The 17,907-nt window shown below is 60.5% G+C and carries 21 protein-coding genes; 15 read left to right on the top strand and 6 right to left on the bottom strand.

Annotation, left to right across the window (positions count from 1 at the left end):
- Positions 1–58: 58 nt before the first annotated feature.
- A complete protein-coding gene (locus tag J4O76_RS21720) occupies positions 59–364 on the bottom strand; it encodes a hypothetical protein (protein ID WP_426284161.1) in 306 nt (101 codons plus the stop codon).
- 111 nt (positions 365–475) lie between these two features.
- On the opposite strand from J4O76_RS21720, the gene J4O76_RS21715 reads away from it, so the two are divergent.
- From J4O76_RS21715 to J4O76_RS21705, 3 genes are read left to right on the top strand one after another with little or no spacing between them, the layout of a single operon-like run.
- Positions 476–664 (top strand): hypothetical protein, encoded by a 189-nt coding sequence (locus J4O76_RS21715; protein ID WP_426284160.1) that lies wholly within the window; start codon positions 476–478, stop codon positions 662–664.
- A 3-nt stretch (positions 665–667) separates the two neighbouring features.
- Positions 668–1,513: a hypothetical protein gene (locus tag J4O76_RS21710; protein WP_426284159.1), complete on the top strand. Its 846-nt coding sequence runs from the start codon at positions 668–670 to the stop codon at positions 1,511–1,513.
- Positions 1,510–1,968 carry a hypothetical protein gene (locus J4O76_RS21705; protein WP_426284158.1) on the top strand — a complete coding sequence of 153 codons (459 nt, stop codon included), beginning with the start codon at positions 1,510–1,512 and terminating at the stop codon, positions 1,966–1,968. The genes J4O76_RS21710 and J4O76_RS21705 overlap by 4 nt, the downstream gene beginning before the upstream one ends.
- 135 nt (positions 1,969–2,103) lie before the next feature.
- On the opposite strand, the gene J4O76_RS21700 is transcribed toward J4O76_RS21705, so the two are convergent.
- The 3 genes from J4O76_RS21700 to J4O76_RS21690 form a co-directional block, all read right to left on the bottom strand.
- Positions 2,104–3,561, bottom strand: coding sequence for a hypothetical protein (locus J4O76_RS21700; RefSeq protein WP_426284157.1), 1,458 nt, complete (start codon positions 3,559–3,561; stop codon positions 2,104–2,106).
- A gap of 142 nt (positions 3,562–3,703) precedes the next feature.
- The gene (locus J4O76_RS21695; protein WP_426284155.1) at positions 3,704–4,192 is read right to left on the bottom strand and encodes a hypothetical protein; all 489 of its coding nucleotides are present in this window, start codon (positions 4,190–4,192) and stop codon (positions 3,704–3,706) included.
- Positions 4,110–4,382, bottom strand: coding sequence for a type II toxin-antitoxin system Phd/YefM family antitoxin (locus J4O76_RS21690; RefSeq protein WP_062126301.1), 273 nt, complete (start codon positions 4,380–4,382; stop codon positions 4,110–4,112). Before J4O76_RS21690 ends, J4O76_RS21695 begins: the two co-directional genes overlap by 83 nt.
- Before the next feature lie 373 nt (positions 4,383–4,755).
- On the opposite strand from J4O76_RS21690, the gene J4O76_RS21685 reads away from it, so the two are divergent.
- Positions 4,756–5,853, top strand: coding sequence for a site-specific integrase (locus tag J4O76_RS21685; protein WP_426284154.1), 1,098 nt, complete (start codon positions 4,756–4,758; stop codon positions 5,851–5,853).
- A gap of 5 nt (positions 5,854–5,858) precedes the next feature.
- Here the strand turns inward: J4O76_RS21685 and J4O76_RS21680 are convergent, their stop codons facing one another.
- The gene (locus J4O76_RS21680) at positions 5,859–6,395 is read right to left on the bottom strand and encodes an MSMEG_0572/Sll0783 family nitrogen starvation response protein (RefSeq protein ID WP_426284152.1); all 537 of its coding nucleotides are present in this window, start codon (positions 6,393–6,395) and stop codon (positions 5,859–5,861) included.
- A gap of 261 nt (positions 6,396–6,656) precedes the next feature.
- Here J4O76_RS21680 and J4O76_RS21675 point away from each other — a divergent pair, with 261 nt between their 5' ends.
- Positions 6,657–8,066 (top strand): PLP-dependent aminotransferase family protein, encoded by a 1,410-nt coding sequence (locus tag J4O76_RS21675; RefSeq protein WP_426284151.1) that lies wholly within the window; start codon positions 6,657–6,659, stop codon positions 8,064–8,066.
- Between the two features lie 520 nt (positions 8,067–8,586).
- Here the strand turns inward: J4O76_RS21675 and J4O76_RS21670 are convergent.
- Entirely contained in the window at positions 8,587–8,991 is a 405-nt protein-coding gene (locus tag J4O76_RS21670; protein ID WP_426284150.1) for a MerR family transcriptional regulator, read from the bottom strand.
- An 84-nt stretch (positions 8,992–9,075) separates the two neighbouring features.
- Between J4O76_RS21670 and J4O76_RS21665 the strand changes: the two genes are divergently transcribed.
- The 10 genes from J4O76_RS21665 to J4O76_RS21620 all read left to right on the top strand — a co-directional run bounded on the left by J4O76_RS21665 (position 9,076) and on the right by J4O76_RS21620 (position 17,892).
- On the top strand, positions 9,076–9,846 hold the full coding sequence (locus J4O76_RS21665) for a MauE/DoxX family redox-associated membrane protein (RefSeq protein WP_426284149.1): 771 nt from the start codon (positions 9,076–9,078) through the stop codon (positions 9,844–9,846).
- Positions 9,847–9,972: 126 nt separating this feature from the next.
- A complete protein-coding gene (locus J4O76_RS21660; protein WP_426284197.1) occupies positions 9,973–10,446 on the top strand; it encodes a DUF983 domain-containing protein in 474 nt (157 codons plus the stop codon).
- 54 nt (positions 10,447–10,500) lie between these two features.
- The gene (locus J4O76_RS21655) at positions 10,501–10,797 is read left to right on the top strand and encodes a hypothetical protein (RefSeq protein ID WP_426284147.1); all 297 of its coding nucleotides are present in this window, start codon (positions 10,501–10,503) and stop codon (positions 10,795–10,797) included.
- A 26-nt stretch (positions 10,798–10,823) separates the two neighbouring features.
- Positions 10,824–12,248, top strand: coding sequence for a PLP-dependent aminotransferase family protein (locus J4O76_RS21650; RefSeq protein WP_426284145.1), 1,425 nt, complete (start codon positions 10,824–10,826; stop codon positions 12,246–12,248).
- A 107-nt stretch (positions 12,249–12,355) separates the two neighbouring features.
- A complete protein-coding gene (locus J4O76_RS21645; protein ID WP_426284144.1) occupies positions 12,356–13,747 on the top strand; it encodes a cytochrome ubiquinol oxidase subunit I in 1,392 nt (463 codons plus the stop codon).
- A gap of 6 nt (positions 13,748–13,753) precedes the next feature.
- A complete protein-coding gene (gene cydB / locus J4O76_RS21640) occupies positions 13,754–14,761 on the top strand; it encodes a cytochrome d ubiquinol oxidase subunit II (protein ID WP_426284143.1) in 1,008 nt (335 codons plus the stop codon).
- Positions 14,761–14,883, top strand: a complete 123-nt coding sequence (locus tag J4O76_RS21635; RefSeq protein ID WP_426284142.1) for a DUF2474 domain-containing protein — start codon at positions 14,761–14,763, stop codon at positions 14,881–14,883. The genes cydB and J4O76_RS21635 overlap by 1 nt, the downstream gene beginning before the upstream one ends.
- Before the next feature lie 30 nt (positions 14,884–14,913).
- Positions 14,914–16,143 (top strand): 5-aminolevulinate synthase, encoded by a 1,230-nt coding sequence (hemA, locus tag J4O76_RS21630; RefSeq protein ID WP_426284140.1) that lies wholly within the window; start codon positions 14,914–14,916, stop codon positions 16,141–16,143.
- Entirely contained in the window at positions 16,140–16,784 is a 645-nt protein-coding gene (locus J4O76_RS21625) for a 2-dehydro-3-deoxy-6-phosphogalactonate aldolase (protein ID WP_426284139.1), read from the top strand. Before hemA ends, J4O76_RS21625 begins: the two co-directional genes overlap by 4 nt.
- 13 nt (positions 16,785–16,797) lie before the next feature.
- On the top strand, positions 16,798–17,892 hold the full coding sequence (locus tag J4O76_RS21620; protein ID WP_426284137.1) for a fatty acid desaturase family protein: 1,095 nt from the start codon (positions 16,798–16,800) through the stop codon (positions 17,890–17,892).
- The last annotated feature ends 15 nt before the right edge of the window (positions 17,893–17,907 follow it).

Below are 17,907 nucleotides of genomic sequence, written 5' to 3'. Positions count from 1 at the left end.
GGCCCATTCTGGAGTGGATGGTCATTATCTTTGCTTAATCGCTTTGGGTACGATCAGCTTAGGTAAGCGACTGCGTTGGCACGACACGGCGATAGACCTCTTCCAGCTCGGTCTGGGCTGCGTCGGCCGCAGTGCGCGCCGCCTGTAGACGGGGAAAGTATCCGTCCCATATTCCCTGATCGACACGGGCCATCGCCTTTTGCATTCCTTCATCGGCTAAGCGGCCAACCGCGTCCTGCGTCCGAGCGACCTTCTTGAAGGCACCATCAAGCTCTAGCCGTTCTTCCGGGGTCATTTTATACTCCACAAAATCTGGAAGCATTTGCTTCGCACCCAAGACAACAGAAGCCAGGGCGGTGCGCAACGGGTGAATTTAAGGGGACAGGAGCGCAACGGTCATTAGCCTGACGCCGGATCCGCGTAGCGTTTGGTACGTTAGGTAGACGATGCGTCTTATCTGCTCTATCTAACGCTCATGGCGACGATCATGACCATCGGCGAACAGCGCCGTGCCGGCGAAGCCGCTCGCAAAGTAGGCGGCTACTCGGAACTCATTCGTCTCGAAACCGAGCGGCGTCAGGCGAAGGGCAAGGGGCATGTGGTGCGCGATGGCGCGAGCGGCCGCTATTCCTTCAAGCCTGGCATCACCGCGCCCAAGAAGTAGATCATGCCGCTCACGCTGGGGTTTCTGGCCAGCGTCGTCATTCTTCTCCCCGGCCTGATAGCCCTCGCCACATTCAACTTGCGCGTTGGGAGGGCAGGTGCCCGTCGGCCAGAGCAGCAGCTGACCGCGATCAATTCCCTAGTCGCCGCTGTGATCCTTTCGATTGGCACCCATTATCTCGGCTACATCGTCGCAGCGGGCATGATCGATGCCGTACTAGCAGTCCATGAGGCCTATCCCAAACTCGACTTCGGCCCCGTGGTGCCTAATCCTGTCGGCGCCTACTACCTCGCTGTCACCAGCGGGACCGCAATGCCTGGACGTACCGCGATCGCAACGGCAGCTCTGCTGGCGCTTGAGGTATTCAGCGTCCTGGCCTTCGTCGGTAGCGAGACCTTCGATCTTCTGTTCGAGCGACTGGATTGGAACGGGCAGGGGTGGGTGTTCCAGCATATCACCCGACCCGCGGAAAACGGTTATGCCCCGATTGGCCATGTCTTTACCTCAACGACTAGCGGCGCATACGGCGTCGCCTACAAGGGCATCGTCATCGACGCTCGGCAGGGCGCCAACGGCGAATTGATTGCCATCGCGCTCGCGCGGCCGGAACGCTTTCTGTATGAAATCGGCGCCTTTCCCGGCAAGAAAACCCGCTGGTTCTGGCACCGTCAGGATCAAGGCGGTGAACTAGATCGACCAACCGGCTTTACCCTTCATGGCAAAGATACTGTAGGCGGCGTCGTGCAGCTGGATAACCGCGTTATCACCAACGTCGTCGTCCACAGCGTCGCCCAGAGTCTTTTGGAGGAAATAGCGCCTGATAGTGCAGACGCGGAGGGTGAGGCGTGACGGAGTTCGTCTCTTCTTCGCTAGGCCAAACCGTCGGGCTAGCGCTGGGCCTTGCTTTGTTTCCAGTGATGATCTGGCCGCTGCTAGGCTTGGTGCAGGACGTGTGGCAATTGCCGATGGTCGTGCAATTGCGACCGAAAACCGGTGGCGCGATTGTCGCCGCTACGATCTTGGCGATCTTCCTTGTCACGGGTTGGCTTTTGGGAACGGGGCACGCCGAAGGCCGATTGCTGTTAGCGGCTGCATTTGGAGCACGCCCAGCGCTCTTTCTGATCCGCCAAGTTGTATGGTCGCAGACACCTCCAGCGGTGCGACGCGAAGCGGCCGACATTCGCAACGAGTTGGCTCTTCGTCTGCAGGAGCGGACGGTGAATCCTGAACGTGGTTGGCCGACCTTTGTTTTCGATGTCGAACGCGCCCGCCGTCGGGCGGCTTATGAGCCGCCTCCGATTTGAAGAGGCTTCCGCTCGGCACCAACGCCGGCTGAAAGCAGCCGCCATCAGATGAACGCGTCACCTCGGCACAATGGCAGATGCTCGTGACCAGGTGGCGAACATCCTCCTCTCCCGCGAGCCGGCCTAGGCTGTTGATTATGCGTCAGGGTAAGTCGGCGTGCGATCCTCGAGCGCTTTCAACCGTTCCTGCGCGTTCGCCAGAAAATCGTCGATCATTGCGTTGCCGTCGATACCCAAGCCGTTCCAATTCGGCTGCAGCTGAACGTAGCGCGACACCCTCTCCAGTGCGGACAAGAGCGGACCCGGCGGTGGTAGGGCTGCCTTGTCGTCCAACGCTTCGAGTGCGTCACCGATCGTGATGATATGCTGCAGTCGGTGGTTCTCGAAATAGGGCTGCGGCGTCACTACGGCTTTGAGAAGCTCCCTGGCATCAAGCAACGACTGCCGATCACCCCGTGCGACGGCCACATAGAAGGATGTGAAGGCGTGATCGGTACGCTGCGGCGGTTCGAGCACATCAATCGCGATCGAGCGTAGCAGTCGGAAGGCAGCGTCTGGATTACCTCGGCGAAGCTCACATTCAGCCTCGAATGTCCGCAACTCGGGCGCCGCTTCAAGGGCGACTGAGGCGCGATAGGCATCGATCGCAGCATCATGGCGGCCGGCGTAGCGCCGGGCATCGCCAATCGTTCTCCAGACGTTGGCGCATCCTGAGGCAGCCAGTTGGATGGGATCGGCGATCAAGCCGCTCAGGCGCTCGTCAATTTCGGTGAACAGAGCGGCGTCGTCATTAAGAACGGCCAAGCCCTCCAGCGCCTTGGAAAACCAGATCTGGCAGGCGGAGTTGAACGGCTTTTCCTCCTCCATTGCACGCCCAAGCGTGAGGACCTTACCAAAGGCGACACGAGCACCGGCATCGTCGCCAGTCAGCAAAATCTCGAATGCGCGGGCACCGCCATATTGCAGCATGTCAGAGCGGCTCTTGGAGCGGGTTCGAATAGCATCGAAGAAGGCGACGCGCTCGCTCATGCCCATGGCTTGGCCATGTAGGTCGAGGTGGATCTGAAGCAGGTCGATGTCCTGTTGATCAGGCGTGATCGGTTGGAGGCCCGCGATCTCACGCGCAGCTTGCGCGCGATCATGCTGCCAAAGCGCACAGATGCCGCGCTGATAGGCAATCTTGGCATGCCAGCGAGGATCGTTGATATTGGTCCTCAGGCGGTCTAACGTCGCGGGAAGGCGACCCAGCCACCCCTTGCGAGCGTAGCCCCACATCAGACTCTCGACGTAATCGGACAGCGCTTCGATATTGAGATTCATGAGGTAGGCGTGGCGAAGCTCAGGCCGATTGGCGACCGCAGGTGCCGTATGACTGAGATGCCAGATGGTGTATTGCGTAACGTCAGCGCGCAGATGCCAGATCATTTCCGTCCAGCGCTGCTCCTTGGCGAAGCGCTTCCACCGTGTACCGTTGCTGTGGCCCGGCAATCTGGCGCTGCAACAGGCTTTGTAGCGCAGACCCGAGCCGCACAGGCATGGGCCTTTCGGGTCCGGTACGAAAGGCCGATAGGGGCGGCGGACAGTTCCTTGCATATCTGCTCCAAGGCGATGCTGAGGAAAACAGGCGTGCAGCGCGGCCTGCCTGAATCAGTGGTAATAGCCTTATGCGGTAAACGCCGTTGTCGCGGCGACCCGATGGACGCCGCGTAGACTTGGTCTATGCAGACACTGCTTATCAGATATCGCGATCTACCGGTCGCCCGATCCCGGCAGCGACGATCGCATCACGAACCCGCCGAAAGAGGCTTGCCGGCAGATAGCCATAGCTGACGGAGGGCTCACGCCCGGGCACAGGGCGGATATCGTAGCCCGGCCACGCGAAGCGATTCCACTCGGTGATGATGATCCACGACCGATCACCCGACAGCCCGAGGTCGCGCCGAACGGCGTCGGGCACTTCGATTGCTAGCTGATCCCGGGTAGGGGCCTTGGTGGTCAGCGGCACGACGTGGACCTGATCGATTCCGTCATTGGTCTGGGTGACCAGGACGACCGCAACCGGCCGGTCTTTTATACCTTCATCTCGACCTTTAACGTACTCGTATTCCCACAGGTAGCTGTAGTTCAGAACCTCGCCGGGTTCAGGAAGCGTTGAGCCTTTTTTCGGCCGCTTCGGAGCCGCGGCCGGGTTCGACGTCCCGGATGGCTTCGAGGGTTTGGTCATCAAGATCCTCCACGCGACCAGCGATCCGTTCACGACGGCGCAGGCGCTCATATTCGTCGACGGGGACCATGACGAAGCGCACGCGGCCGTTCCGACTGACTCCGACCGGGCGGATCATCGCCTCGTCGGAATAGCGGCCGAACTGCTTTTGCAATTCGCCCGAGGGTACGATTTCCATGCTCGTCGCCATGAGCGGGTGTTCCTGTGCTGAATGCGTTGCAGGCTGCTGCCTTGCTCGGCGGGATCTCGATCGCATGCAGGCTGCTGCCTGTACGCGGGGGGGCGGTCGTGCGTGCGGCTCAGCCTGCACGCGCAGATCGGTAGTAGAAGCACGACCGGCTTTAAGCCAATATCCATGAAATAGGCAGAACACGGACAACCGTCAAGATGCGTAGCGATAGGAAAACTCGTGTAAACGGGATAACTAGGACGAAGTTGCAAGGGCGGAATATCCGGTCGATCATTCTAGCGATAACCTTAATTCCCGCTAGAAACATGCTGGCGTCAAATTGAGCGTTCGCGTACCTGTCAGGCGATGAACAACGTGACATCCGGCCTATTTGATGATCGAGCGACCCGACGTGTCACACGACGCCGAAACTGACACGAGCTTGGCCGGCGACCTTATCGTGGCCGATCAGGTCAACGAACTCGCTGCATACCTACCCGATCTGGCGCCGGACGATCGCCACCGCGTCGATGGGTATGTCGCTCGTGCGTCGGCAAAAGCGACGTTGCGCGCCTACCAATCCGACTGGAGGCTGTTTTGCGCCTGGTGCGAGGAAAGCGGATATCGCTCGCTGCCCGCGACGCCGGCGATCGTCGCTGCCTTCCTGACGTTACTGGCGGAGCGTGGGTTCGCACCGCGGACGCCGCATCGGGCGCGCGGAGGGCGCGAGGCTTTGGCCAAGCCGCTTGGACGGTCGACGATCGGTCGACGGCTGTCGGCGATCGTTTTTGCGCACCGCGCAGCGGGGTTCGATCCACCGACGCAGCAGCCAGACGGCGCGCGGTTGGAAAAAGCCATGCGTGCCATCCGCCGCGACAAGCGCGACGATCCATCAGGTAAGAAGCGCCCGGCGGATGGCGACGTGTTGCGTGACATGTTGCGGACGATCGATGGCGATGATCTGCGGTCGTATCGCGACCGGGCCTTGTTGGCGATCGGGATGGCGGGGGCCTTTCGCCGATCCGAGCTAGTGGCGATAACCGTCGGCCGGGTGTCGGACGATACGCGCGGATTGCTGGTCCGCGTGCCGACGTCGAAGACCGACCAGGAGGGCAGGGGGCATAGCGTCGCCATTCCCGATGGCCGGCGCCTCGAGCCGGTGCGGCATTATCGCGCCTGGCTCGAGAAAGCCGCGATCGAGACCGGCCCAGTTTTTCGCAAGTTGACCCCGCAAGGGCGGCTCACCCAGCAGCCGATGAGCGCGCAGGGTGTTGCGCTTGTTGTCAAAGCAGCTGCCCGATCCGCTGGTTATCCAGAAGCGTTATTCTCCGGCCACTCACTGCGGGCTGGGTTCCTGACCGAGGCAGGGCGGCAGAATGCCAATCTGTTCAAGATGCGTGAGCATAGCCGGCATGCCTCGATCGACATGGTGGCGGAGTATGTGCGCGATCACGAGCGCTTCCGGGAACATGCCGGCGAAGGGTTTTTATGAATGCCTCAGCCCTGTGGACGATGCGGGAGAGCCATGAGCATGTTCGTGCTTTCGACGACGCTACTGCGGACCCATGGCCCGATGCCCGGGATCAACGACGGCTCACCATGACCGTAAAGTGCTTGCAGCGCGAACCGGCAGGCATAGACCTTGCCGCCTTCGGCCATAAACTTCTCGACTTGGTTGTTGACGGCCATGTGTCCGGGAAATGCTTCGTCCCCGAGCTTGGGAAATCCGCGTTGGATACCGAGCGTGACGCCGGGGCCATAAAGTAGAACGCTGGTCTCGAAGCCCTTGCGCTGCAATCGGGTGGCCTGGAGCATGTTGACCAGACCAATTGAGCCTTCGAAGGCGACGGTATGGAAGGTAACAAGCGCCTTTTCGCCGGGCTCCGCCTTCACATCCTCAAAAACCTTCTGCTCGTAATCGACGAAGAAATCGCCCTTCTGATGGGCGGCGGCGGTGACGCTTGGCATGAGTTGCTCCGGGTTCAAATGGTCCCGCATCGGCGGGGCGACCTTTAAACTGATAGAAACAAACATGTGGTCAATGATGCAGTCACAGCGCATCGGGAAGATGCATTCAATTTACACCATGCGTCACGGTGAGCCGTTCGATTTTGTCGGCCAACCGCAATCTCGGTGAATTTATAATTTCATTGCGATTTATCGCCGTGTTAGCAAGTGCCTGACGTTTGCGCACCTGCTTCGTCCGGTGCCTATAATGCGAGCACTTCGTGAAACGAATCAGATGCGCAATGTGGGTTAGCTCTTCGGAAATTGACTGGCTTGTCATGCCATGAAATGCAGTCAATCATTGATCGGGAGGTGATGTTCGTGGAGTCGTGGACGCCAAATGTCGAGAAGTTCGGAAAGCCGCATTACCGTGCAATCGCCGATGCCATTGCTGAAGACATCCAGGCAGGCCGGCTGCGTGCTTCCGACCGCCTTCCGCCGCAACGCGAGCTGGCTGTACGCCTGGAGCTAAATTTCACCACTGTCGCGCGCGGCTATGTCGAGGCACAGCGACGCGGGCTGATTGAGTCTCGCGTCGGACATGGCACCTTTGTCGCAGGTCAGCCGCGTCGATCTCACGCTGCCGTCCGGCCGAGCGTTGTCGATCTGACCATGAACGTTGCCCCCGAACCGGAAGATCGCTCTCTACTTGATCGGATGCAGGCAGGGCTACAAAAGGTCGCTCACGATCTCCCCACCCTAATGCGGTATCAGGCATTTGGAGGGACGTATGTGCAACGCGAGGCTGCTTGTCGGTTTTTGCGATTGCGCGGGGTCGAGGTTACCGCTGACAGGCTTTTAATCTGTCCAGGAACGCACGTCGCGTTTCAAGCGATCCTGCAAGCAACGATGCAGCCCGGCGAGACCCTCCTGTGTGAGGCGCTTACATATCCGGGTATCAAGGCGGTCACAGGCCGATTGGGAATAAAGCTCGTTGGTGTGCCGATCGACGAAGATGGAATTGATCCGGCCGCGCTGGAAGAACTGTGTCGTGAGCAAAAGCCAAAGGCGCTGTATCTCAACCCGACGCTACTTAATCCAACGACGTCCACTATGCCTGAGGCCCGGAGGCTAGCCACGATCGAGATTGTTCGTGCGCACGGTATGATCATCGTAGAAGACGATGCCTACGGCGCCCTGCTAAGAAGGCCCATTCCGGCGTTCGCCGCGCTGGCCCCCGACCTTACCTACTATGTCGTGAGCTTATCCAAATGCGTCGGAGCAGGGCTGCGGATAGCCTATCTGGTGGCGCCCGATCAGCGACGGCTTTGGCCAATTTCAGGCTCGCTGCGGACCACGACGGTGATGGCATCCCCGCTCACAACCGCGCTTTCCACGCTCTGGATTGAGGACGGCACGGCATCGGCGGTCATCGACGCTATCCGCAAGGAGACTCAGGCACGGCAGAAGCTGCTCGCCGAGCTTCTACCGAAGGGTAGCTATGTAACGCATCCCGAAGCATTCCACTTCTGGATGGCCCTTCCCGAACCATGGCAGCGATCGGCGTTCGCAGCCCGGATGCGCTCATCGGACCTCAGTATCGTCGTCAGTGACGCTTTCACCGTGGCGGGGCCGCCCGTTGAAGCTGTACGCATCTCGCTTGGTGGCGTGCTCAGTCGAGCGGAAGTTCGTAGCGCGCTCGATTTCCTGTCTCATATCCTCGAACACGAGACCGAAGTGGGTCCGGGCTTTGCGTGAGATCAAGCTTGGGCTTTGGGAATGACTCGGCCGGGCACCGATCCAAGCTAGCGTGATCACCTAGCGGGAAGGCTGAACCGGCACCCAACTGCTTCGTCAATCGGCGGTGCGCCTAAGGAGGCGGTATATTATGCACGGCGAGCGCAGCAGGAATTGGACGCGGCAGCGCTAGCAGGCGATTCAGCGGTGAAGAAGATACACCTGAATTTGGCATCGAAGTATGCGACGCTGAACGAGGCCTTTGCCCTCACCTCCAACCGTCAGTGACGACAAACAGGTCAGGCCGTCCGAAAACTCTCAGCGCGAACTTAGCGAATTAATATAGCTGCGCTTCCATGGGTACGCCTAGATCGTTACTTAGGTGCGTGCGGGCGAAACTACGTTGTGCTTGCTGGGCGCCGATTGAGGCAGGTGACGAGTTTTCGGACGGTCTGAGGTGGGTTCGGATAGGTCTGGGAATGATCGACCGGATCGATCAATGGGCTAGGAGGCGTAACAGCCCAGTCCGAGCCATTCGACTCTAGTTGTCCGACTGTTCGAACGAGGTCAGGATCGGGCACGGACCGGCCGCGCCGCTGCCACATTGTTGAGCGAGCCGGCGCAGCGATGCGCGGGCCTGCTCCAATTCTTCGATCTTGGCGTCCAACGCCGCTATCCTCTCGCTGGCGAGTTCACGCGCCCGTGTTCGATCGTCGATCGCATTGAGCGCCAGCAATTCCTCGATCTGCGCGAGCGTGAACCCAGCCGCTTGCGCCGAACAGATGAAGCGCAGCCGGCGTACGTCTTCAATACCATAGCGGCGCACGCCCCCGCCGTGTCCGGTGCTGCTCGGCCGCTCGGGCGCCTCCAGCAACCCGCGGCGCTGGTAGTAGCGTACGGTTTCGACGCCGACGCCGGCCCCGCGCGCCAGCCCGGCGATGGTCATTTGCGCCAACCCTTGACTCCGTACCATGGTCCGGACCCTATATGGGTGGCAGCCTGAAAGATACCAGCTCGAAAGCCGCTGCTCATGACCACGATCGTCGCCTCCCGCCGCGCCACCTTGTACCGGATGGTAATGGACAAGCACGTCTGCCCCTACGGCCTGGAGGCCAAGGATCTGCTGCAACGCGAGGGCTACACCGTGGACGACCACTGGCTGACCACGCGGAAGGAAACGGACGCCTTTACGGCCGAGAACGGTGTGAGGACGACCCCGCAGACCTTCATCGGGGGCAAGCGGATTGGCGGTTACGACGACGTGCGCCGCCATTTCGGTAAAGCCGTCGCCGATCCCAAGGCAACCACATACAAGCCGGTCGTCGCGCTGTTCGCAGTGACCGCGCTGATGGCGCTCGCTGCAAGCCATGCCGCTTATGGCACGCCCTTTACCCTACGAGCGGGCGAGTGGTTCATCGGGTTCAGCATGGCGGTGCTGGCGCTGCTCAAGCTCCAGAACATCGAGAGCTTCGCCACTATGTTCCTCAATTACGACCTGCTCGCGAAGCGCTGGGTGCGCTACTCCTACATCTACCCCTTCGCTGAGGGCCTGGCGGGCGTGCTGATGATCGCGGGCGGGCTGACCTGGTTGTCGGTGCCGGTCGCGCTGTTCATCGGGACCGTGGGTGCCGTGTCGGTGTTCAAGGCGGTGTACCTTGATAAGCGCGAGCTGAAGTGCGCCTGCGTGGGCGGGTCTAGCAACGTGCCGCTCGGTTTCCTGTCGCTGACTGAGAACCTCATGATGATTACGATGGCGCTATGGATGACCGTCTCGCCCGCGGCGCTTACAATCGGCCACTGAGGCTTGCGCGGAGCAAAGCGCGGACCGGCGCGGACGAACACATGCAAACCGGCTCGTCGATATGATCGGGTCACAGCTTAGAGATGGCGCACACAAAGACCCTAGAAAGTCCATGCAATGCGTACTATGTACGGAACATCGCTACAAACAAACGGTGCGCATGTGACTCAGGATACGGATGGTGACAAATTCCGCTGGATTATTAAGACCGGTTGGAAGGGCCTTTGCCCGCGATGCGGCAAGGGACACATGTTTAAGTCGTGGCTGAAGGTCGCGGACCGATGCGAGGCCTGCGGTCTCGACTATCGGTTTGCCGCGCCTGACGATGGTCCTGCCTTCTTTTCCCTGTGCATCGTTGCCTTTCCGCTCGCTTTCTTTGTCGTGTGGATTCAGGTTAAATTTGATCCGGTGTGGTGGGTGCATCTGTTCACGTCGCTCCCGGTCATGCTTCTAGGATGTCTGCTGCCGCTGCACCCAATCAAAGGCTGGCTGGTCGCCTCTCAGTACGTCAACCGTGCTCAAGAGGCTGGTACGGGCAAGATCTGGGATCAGCTTCACGGTCGCGAAAATACGAAAGATAGCAGCAACTTCGACGATTGATCCGGCCACAGGTCTTTTCTGATTCATTCCTTGGAGCGGCCTATGCGCTCATTTATGCCTGATGCCCGGCGCATCGCCGCTTCATACCTAACATCTACGGGGCGCTCGGACGACGCTCGCACGGTGCTCGCCGGCAGCGGAGACGATTATGTCGAAGTCCGGGTCGCCCTACAGGCGCTCGGTGAAGTTGCAGCGCGTATGGGTCGCGCCGAGCGGGCGCTAGCCTGTTACGCCGATGAAACCTTCTGGGAGGCTGACTGCGCGGAGGCCTCGCTCGCCTTCCACGATCATGGCGAAACCGCGCGGTCGGCGCTTGCGGGCAAGGAGCTTTACGCCCTTCACCGCGACTGAATTAGAAGACAATTTTTGCCCTTGCTATGCATGGACTTTGTAGGTGGAACATATATATGAGAACCATGCAAACCTGGAAACCCGATATCGAGTCCTTTTCAGGACCAAAGTACCTTGCGATTGCTGAGGCGATCTCGAAAGATATCGAGGCCGGACGCCTTCTCGCCGGTACGCGCCTGCCGCCCCAGCGTGTTCTTGCCGAGACGCTGAGCGTCGATTTGACGACGGTGACTCGTGCTTACGGCGAGGCGCAGCGGCTCGGGCTGATCGAGGGTGACGGCCGGCGTGGTAGCTTCGTTCGGCAGAAGAAGGTCGACGCTCCAAAGATCAGCTACAGCGAGCCGGCCGATACCGGAATGAACGCGCCGCCTGAAATTCCAGGCGCACTCCTTGCCGCAGCGTTCCGACGATCTGCCGACGCATTGCTGACCCGTTCTGATGTGGCTGCGCCGTTCCAGTATCAGCCGAGTGGTGGCATGATCGTGGCTCGCGAAGCTGGTGCCGATCTGTTGAGCGCTCGCGGCGTTCCATGCCACGACGACACCGTTCTGGTGACGGCGGGCGGGCAGCATGCCCTGCACGCGATCGTTAGCGCAGAGCTGCAACCTGGCGACACCGTAGCAGTCGCCGCACACATCTATCCGGGGTTTCAATCGGTCGCGCGCCGGTACGGCTTGCGCCTGTACGTCGTAGCGTCGGATGCGGAAGGCCTGGTCGCGGAAGCGCTCGACGCCGCCTGTGCTCAAGGCAGTGTGCGTGCTGTATATGTCGTACCTACCAACGATAATCCGACGACTGCGACAATGGGCGTGGACCGGCGCAAGGCGATCGCCACTGTCGCAGAACAGCACGGTCTGATCGTCATCGAGGATGACGCGTATGGTCTCCTGCCGGAACGGCCGTTGCCCCCGATCGCATCGTTCGCAGAGGATCGGACCTGGCACATCGCCAGCGTGTCGAAGATTTTATCGCCTGGTCTGCGGATCGCGTGGCTGCGTGCACCCACAGTCGCACAGGCATGGCGACTAGCGGCAGACGTGCACGAAACCGCAATCATGGCACCACCGCTCAATGCAGCGGTCGTGGCGGACTGGATTGGCAGCGGAGTGTTTCAGCAGCTCACCAACGCGGTTCGGGTCGAAGCACAAGCTCGTCAGGCGATCGTGGCAAAGTTTCTCGATCCGCAAGGGTTCCAGTCGCAGCCGGAAGGGTATCATCTGTGGATGCCGCTCCCTGCGGACGCCAATCCTGGTGAGATCGTGAACACATTGCGTCCGCACGGCTTATCCGTGGTAGGTGCAGAGGTATTCGCAGTTGACCGGACAAGCGTTTCACCTGCGTTGCGCGTGTCGATCGGGGGCACTCTTCCCCGTGAACGTCTTGAACGTGGCTTGCGCTTACTGGGTGCGATGACCGCCCCAAACGCGACCAGAAAGATCTCGCTGGTCTGAACCTATACTGTTGTACCTGATCGATCACATCACAGAAAGATGGGCGATCAGGCGCGACGTGATGGCCGGGTTAGTCCCGGTATAGCGAACTACAAGAGGACCCCTTCATGGGTGACGAAGCCCTTTTCCTTGCCCGAGTGCAGTTTGCATTCACGGTATCATTCCACTTCATATTTCCAGCATTTTCCATCGGGCTTGCAAGCTTCCTGATGGTGCTGGAAGGCGCGTGGCTGCGGACCGGCCGGGGCGTCTACGCCAATCTCTATCGCTACTGGCTGAAGATCTTCGCGGTGGCTTTCGGCATGGGCGTCGTCTCGGGGATCGTCATGTCCTATCAGTTCGGCACGAACTGGTCGGTATTCTCCGATAAGGCCGGCCCTGTCGTTGGGCCGCTCATGGCCTATGAGGTGCTGACCGCCTTCTTCCTGGAAGCCGGTTTCCTTGGCGTGATGCTGTTCGGCATCAACAAGGTTGGACCAAAGCTCCACTTCTTCGCGACCTGTATGGTGGCGCTCGGAACGTTTATCTCCGCGACCTGGATCATCAGTACCAATAGCTGGATGCATACGCCGCAGGGGTTTGCCATCAACGCACAGGGGCAGTTCGTACCAGCCGGATCGTGGCTGCCGATCATCTTCAATCCAAGCTTCCCGTACCGTCTGACACACGTCGTGATCGCCGCCTATCTGACGACCTCGCTTGTCGTCGGCGCCGTCGGCGCCTGGCACCTGCTGCGCGACCGCACCAATCCCGGGGCGCGAAAGATGTTCTCGATGGCGATGTGGATGGTGGCGATTGCGGCACCGGCACAAATTCTTGCCGGTGATGCTCATGGGCTCAACACGCTGGAGCACCAGCCAGCCAAGGTCATGGCCATGGAGGGGCATTACGACAGCCATCCCAACGGGGCTCCGCTGATCCTGTTCGGTATCCCCAATGCGGCCGAGAAACGCATCGACTATGCGATCGAGGTACCCAAGGCATCGTCCCTGATCCTGAAGCACGACCCGAACGCGCCGCTCGCCGGCCTCGACACGATCCCTGACGACCGTGAGCCGCCCGTCACCGTGGTCTTCTGGTCCTTCCGGGTCATGGTCGGACTGGGCATGGCGATGCTGGGGCTTGGACTGTTCAGCCTTTTCGCGCGGTTCCGTCGGCAGCTCTATGATTGGCCATGGCTGCACCGGGCTGCGATGATCATGGGTCCGGCAGGCTTTGTCGCGGTGATCGCCGGCTGGATTACGACGGAAGTCGGACGGCAGCCTTATACGGTCTACGGGTATCTGCTGACTGCCCAGTCGCACTCGCCGCTCCGTGCCGCAGCCGTTGCGACGTCGCTGCTGACGTTCGTGATCGTCTACTTCATCGTGTTCGGCGCGGGCACCTATTACCTGCTCCGCCTCATGGCCAAGGCACCTGCTCCCCATGAGAGCGAACCGGCCTCCACCCCGCAGCGGGCGACGGGCTTCACGCCCGCCCCTGCTCTGAGCAAGGAGTAAGCTGCCATGCTTTACAATTATGATCTGGCTACCGTCTGGGCCTTCATCCTTGCCTTCGCGATCTTCGCCTATGTCGTTATGGACGGCTTCGATCTTGGCATCGGCATTCTCTTCCCAACGCTGAAGGTCGGGGAGGAACGCGATCAGGCGATGAACTCGATCGCTCCGGTGTGGGACGGCAACGAAACCTGGCTGGTGCTGGGAGGGGGCGGCCTGATGGCGGCCTTCCCACTCGCATACTCCGTCATCCTGCCGGCAACTTACCCGCTGGTTATCGGCATGCTGCTCGGTTTGATCTTCCGCGGCGTGGCATTCGAGTTCCGTTGGCGCGACCCGCGCCATCGCCCCTATTGGGACACTGCCTTCTTCGTCGGCTCGGTCGTGGCAACGTTGTCGCAAGGCATCCTGCTCGGAGCGGTGTTGCAAGGGATCAAGGTCCAGGGTCGCGCCTATGCCGGCGGGTCTTTGGACTGGCTGTCGCCCTTCAGCTTGCTAACCGGCGCCGCGCTTCTTTCCGGCTATGCCCTGCTGGGGTCGAGCTGGTTGATCGGCAAGTCGCACGGTTCGCTTCAGGAACATTCGCGAAAAATGGCGTTCCGGCTGGGCATAACGACCCTGATTGTGATGGCAGCGGTTAGCGCAGCGACGCCGTTCCTGGCGATCGACTATTGGCACCGCTGGTTCGAAATGCCCCGCGTGTTGTTCACGGCACAGGTCCCTCTCGCGACGATCGCGGTCGGAGGCATCTTCTTCTGGAGCCTGAAGCGCGGCCGGGAACGCCTCCCGTTCCTTGTCACGCTGGCTCTTTTCGCACTCGGTTTCCTGGGCCTTGGGATCAGTATGTTCCCGTATGTGGTGCCGCGTGCACTGACGATCTGGGATGCGGCAGCGCCCGAGAAGAGCCAGATCTTCATGCTGGTGGGTACCGTCTTCATCATGCCGCTCATCATCGCCTACACCGCCTGGGCCTATTGGGTCTTCCGCGGCAAAACCGTCACCGAAGGCTATCACTGATGGCTGACACCCCACCGGCATCGCTTTGGCGACGGATCGGCTGGCTGGTGCTGATCTGGACGCTCAGCGTGGTGGCCCTCGGGATCGTCGCCAGCATCATCCGCTGGTGGGTACACCCCTAAACTTTCTCTGACGTTCCGTAGGAGCGAACCATGAACCTCGATGCTCATTTTGAAGATCTTCTAGCCAAAACCCGGCTTGAAGGGCGTTACCGGACCTTCGCACAGTTGGAGCGGATCGCGGGCGCCTTCCCGAAGGCACGCTGGCACCGTCCCGACGGTACCATGCGCGAGGTGACGGTATGGTGCAGCAACGACTATCTCGGCATGGGGCAGCATCCTGACGTCCTTGCCGCGATGCACGAGACCATCACACGCTCCGGTGCCGGCACCGGCGGTACACGGAATATCTCGGGCACGGTCAGCGAGCACGTCGCTTTGGAAGAGGAGCTTGCCGGACTCCATGGCAAAGAAGCCGCACTGTTGTTCACGTCCGGCTGGATCAGCAATCTGGCAGCCCTTGGAACACTCGGACGATTGCTGCCGAACTGCGCGATCTTCTCGGACGCACTCAACCACAATTCCATGATCGAGGGCATCAAGCGCTCTGGCGCGGAACGGTTTATCTTCCGTCACAACGATGTAGCGCATCTGGAAGAGCTGCTGGGATCGGTAGACGCGGACAGACCCAAGATCATCGCTTTCGAGAGCGTCTACTCGATGGACGGCGACGTCGCTCCGATCGCCGCGATCTGCGAGCTGGCTGAGCGGTTCGGGGCAATGACGTACCTCGATGAGGTTCATGCTGTCGGCATGTATGGCGCGCAGGGCGGCGGGATTGCGGAACGTGAGGGATTGGCTGACCGGATCACCCTGATCGAAGGCACGCTCGCCAAGGCCTTCGGCGTCATCGGTGGCTATGTAACGGGCCCCACCTTGCTCATCGACGTTATCCGGAGCTTTGCGGAGAGCTTCATCTTCACCACCTCGCTATGCCCGCATCTTGCGGCCGGTGCACTTGCTGCGGTGCGCCACCTCAAAGCGAGCGGCACCGAACGCCAGCTTCAGCAGGAGCATGTCGCCTATGTGAAGACAGCGCTCCTCGCGGCAGGTCTTCCGGTCGGCACGGACACTGCGAGCCACATCGTGCCCCTGATGATCAACGACGCCCACCTGTGTCGTCGGACGAGCGAATTGCTGCTAGAAGAACACGGGATCTACGTGCAGCCGATCAATTACCCGACTGTACCGGTTGGCCAGGAGCGGCTGCGGATCACGCCGACGCCATTCCATACCCCGGCTCACGCCGACCGTCTGGTTGCCGCTCTTATTGCCGTGAGCAACGAGATTAACGGCGCTCCCCAGATGAAGCTTGCCGCATGAAAACGCTGTTCGATGCCGCGATGGCGGAGCTGCCGCTCGTCGCGATCCTGAGGGGCATCACGCCGGATGAGGCTGCGCCGATCGGCGATCTCCTGGCGGAGGCTGGTTTCAGGTTCATTGAGGTGCCGCTCACCTCTCCGGATGCCTTCACGAGCATCGCCTTGATGGTCGAACGGCTCAGTTCCGACATCATCGTGGGCGCCGGTACAGTGCGGCAAATCAGCGACCTTGATCGCCTTGTCGATGTCGGCGGACGTCTGATGGTGACGCCGCACGCGGATACCCGGCTGATCCGGGCGGCTGTCGATCGCAAGCTTATAACACTGCCTGGGGTGGCTACGCCTACCGAGGCATTCGCCGCGCTCGACGCTGGCGCGGATGGCTTGAAACTCTTCCCATCCGAAATAATTCCGCCCTCGGTCGTCAAGGCTTTTAGGACGGTTGTCGGGCCTGACGTTCGCCTCTGTCCAACAGGCGGTATCGAGCCATCCGATCTTGGTAGGTATCTTGCCGCTGGCGCGAGCGGCTTTGGTTTGGGCGGGGCGCTATATCGGCCTGGCAGCACAGCAAGCGACGTGGAGGCAAATGCTCGCGCTTTCGTGACGAGCTGGCAAGCTGCCCGGCGCGGTATGAAGGGCTGATACGTTGACGACTATGGCTACCTTGGAAGCGGGGGTTGAACCCGCCGCTCCATCACGCACGAAAGATCGCGAAATGCTGGCCGCTGCTGCGGCAATAAGCAGGGACTTCGGTCGGGTGAAGCCGTGGATCTACTGGACCGACCTGCTGCTCACAGCTGGTGTCGCTTACGGCGCGTTTGCCGGAGCGCTGCTTTTGCCGTTCGGTGTATTGAGCTCGCTGTCGATCGTGGTCTGCATGCTCGCTTTCTATCGCGGGATCAGCTTCATCCACGAACTCACCCACATCAAGAGTGGAAGCCTGCAAGGGTTTAGAACCGCGTGGAACCTGATGATCGGCATCCCGCTTCTAGTGCCGTCGTTCATGTATGACGACGTGCACACCCTTCATCATGCAAGGACCAGCTACGGTACGGCGCGCGACCCCGAATACCTGCCATTGGCTTCCATGCGGGCGACCGCGGTGATCATGTTCGTCGTCGTCTCGGCCTTGGCACCTCTCGGATTGCTGATCCGTTTCGCCGTGTTCAGCCCTCTCAGCTTCGTCAGCTGCCGCATCCGTCGATCGGTGATGGAGCGCTACTCGGCATTGGCTATCAATCCCGCCTTCCGTCGCCGTCCACCCACCGGTGCCTTTCGGCGCGAGTGGATCGTACTGGAGGCTGCTACCAGCGTGTGGGCAACGGCCCTGATCATTCTGGCACTCACCGATGCCATAACCCTGAGGAGTCTTACGATTGGCTTTGCGATCGGTGCCGGCGTTGCGGTGATAAATCAGGTTCGTACTCTGGCCGCGCATCTTTGGGAGAACGAAGGCGGCCTTCCAATGACGCTGACGGAACAGTATTTGGACTCCGTCAACGTGCCTCCGCCTGCGACCCTGCCGGCACTGTGGGCACCCGTCGGATTGCGATATCACGGACTGCATCATTTGCTGCCCTCCGTACCTTATCACAATCTCGGCAAAGCGCATCAACGCCTAGCAAACCGACTTGGCACGGGCTCTTCATTCCATCGGGGAAACCATGGCGGGCTAAGCCATGTCCTCAGCCGTTTTTTTGCGCCCCCTCCCGTCAGCATCGTTGACGCTGTAAAAGGTAGTAGCCGCTAAGCAAAGGCGACCTAA

Origin of the sequence: Sphingomonas sp. NFX23 (assembly GCF_049887795.1) — a bacterium.
Classification (GTDB): domain Bacteria; phylum Pseudomonadota; class Alphaproteobacteria; order Sphingomonadales; family Sphingomonadaceae; genus Sphingomonas.
The sequence above is the reverse complement of the archived record's forward strand: the minus strand, read 5'-3'. Positions and strand labels throughout refer to the sequence as shown.

Coding starts and splice junctions, on each gene's coding strand:
- J4O76_RS21715 (WP_426284160.1), top strand. CDS start 476: ATGGCGACGATCATGACCATCGGCGAACAGCGCCGTGCCGGCGAAGCC.
- J4O76_RS21710 (WP_426284159.1), top strand. CDS start 668: ATGCCGCTCACGCTGGGGTTTCTGGCCAGCGTCGTCATTCTTCTCCCC.
- J4O76_RS21700 (WP_426284157.1), bottom strand. CDS start 3,561: ATGCAAGGAACTGTCCGCCGCCCCTATCGGCCTTTCGTACCGGACCCG.
- J4O76_RS21695 (WP_426284155.1), bottom strand. CDS start 4,192: ATGACCAAACCCTCGAAGCCATCCGGGACGTCGAACCCGGCCGCGGCT.
- J4O76_RS21690 (WP_062126301.1), bottom strand. CDS start 4,382: ATGGCGACGAGCATGGAAATCGTACCCTCGGGCGAATTGCAAAAGCAG.
- J4O76_RS21685 (WP_426284154.1), top strand. CDS start 4,756: ATGATCGAGCGACCCGACGTGTCACACGACGCCGAAACTGACACGAGC.
- J4O76_RS21680 (WP_426284152.1), bottom strand. CDS start 6,395: ATGTTTGTTTCTATCAGTTTAAAGGTCGCCCCGCCGATGCGGGACCAT.
- J4O76_RS21675 (WP_426284151.1), top strand. CDS start 6,657: ATGCAGTCAATCATTGATCGGGAGGTGATGTTCGTGGAGTCGTGGACG.
- J4O76_RS21670 (WP_426284150.1), bottom strand. CDS start 8,991: ATGACCATCGCCGGGCTGGCGCGCGGGGCCGGCGTCGGCGTCGAAACC.
- J4O76_RS21665 (WP_426284149.1), top strand. CDS start 9,076: ATGACCACGATCGTCGCCTCCCGCCGCGCCACCTTGTACCGGATGGTA.
- J4O76_RS21660 (WP_426284197.1), top strand. CDS start 9,973: ATGTACGGAACATCGCTACAAACAAACGGTGCGCATGTGACTCAGGAT.
- J4O76_RS21655 (WP_426284147.1), top strand. CDS start 10,501: ATGCCTGATGCCCGGCGCATCGCCGCTTCATACCTAACATCTACGGGG.
- J4O76_RS21650 (WP_426284145.1), top strand. CDS start 10,824: ATGCATGGACTTTGTAGGTGGAACATATATATGAGAACCATGCAAACC.
- J4O76_RS21645 (WP_426284144.1), top strand. CDS start 12,356: ATGGGTGACGAAGCCCTTTTCCTTGCCCGAGTGCAGTTTGCATTCACG.
- cydB (WP_426284143.1), top strand. CDS start 13,754: ATGCTTTACAATTATGATCTGGCTACCGTCTGGGCCTTCATCCTTGCC.
- J4O76_RS21635 (WP_426284142.1), top strand. CDS start 14,761: ATGGCTGACACCCCACCGGCATCGCTTTGGCGACGGATCGGCTGGCTG.
- hemA (WP_426284140.1), top strand. CDS start 14,914: ATGAACCTCGATGCTCATTTTGAAGATCTTCTAGCCAAAACCCGGCTT.
- J4O76_RS21625 (WP_426284139.1), top strand. CDS start 16,140: ATGAAAACGCTGTTCGATGCCGCGATGGCGGAGCTGCCGCTCGTCGCG.
- J4O76_RS21620 (WP_426284137.1), top strand. CDS start 16,798: ATGGCTACCTTGGAAGCGGGGGTTGAACCCGCCGCTCCATCACGCACG.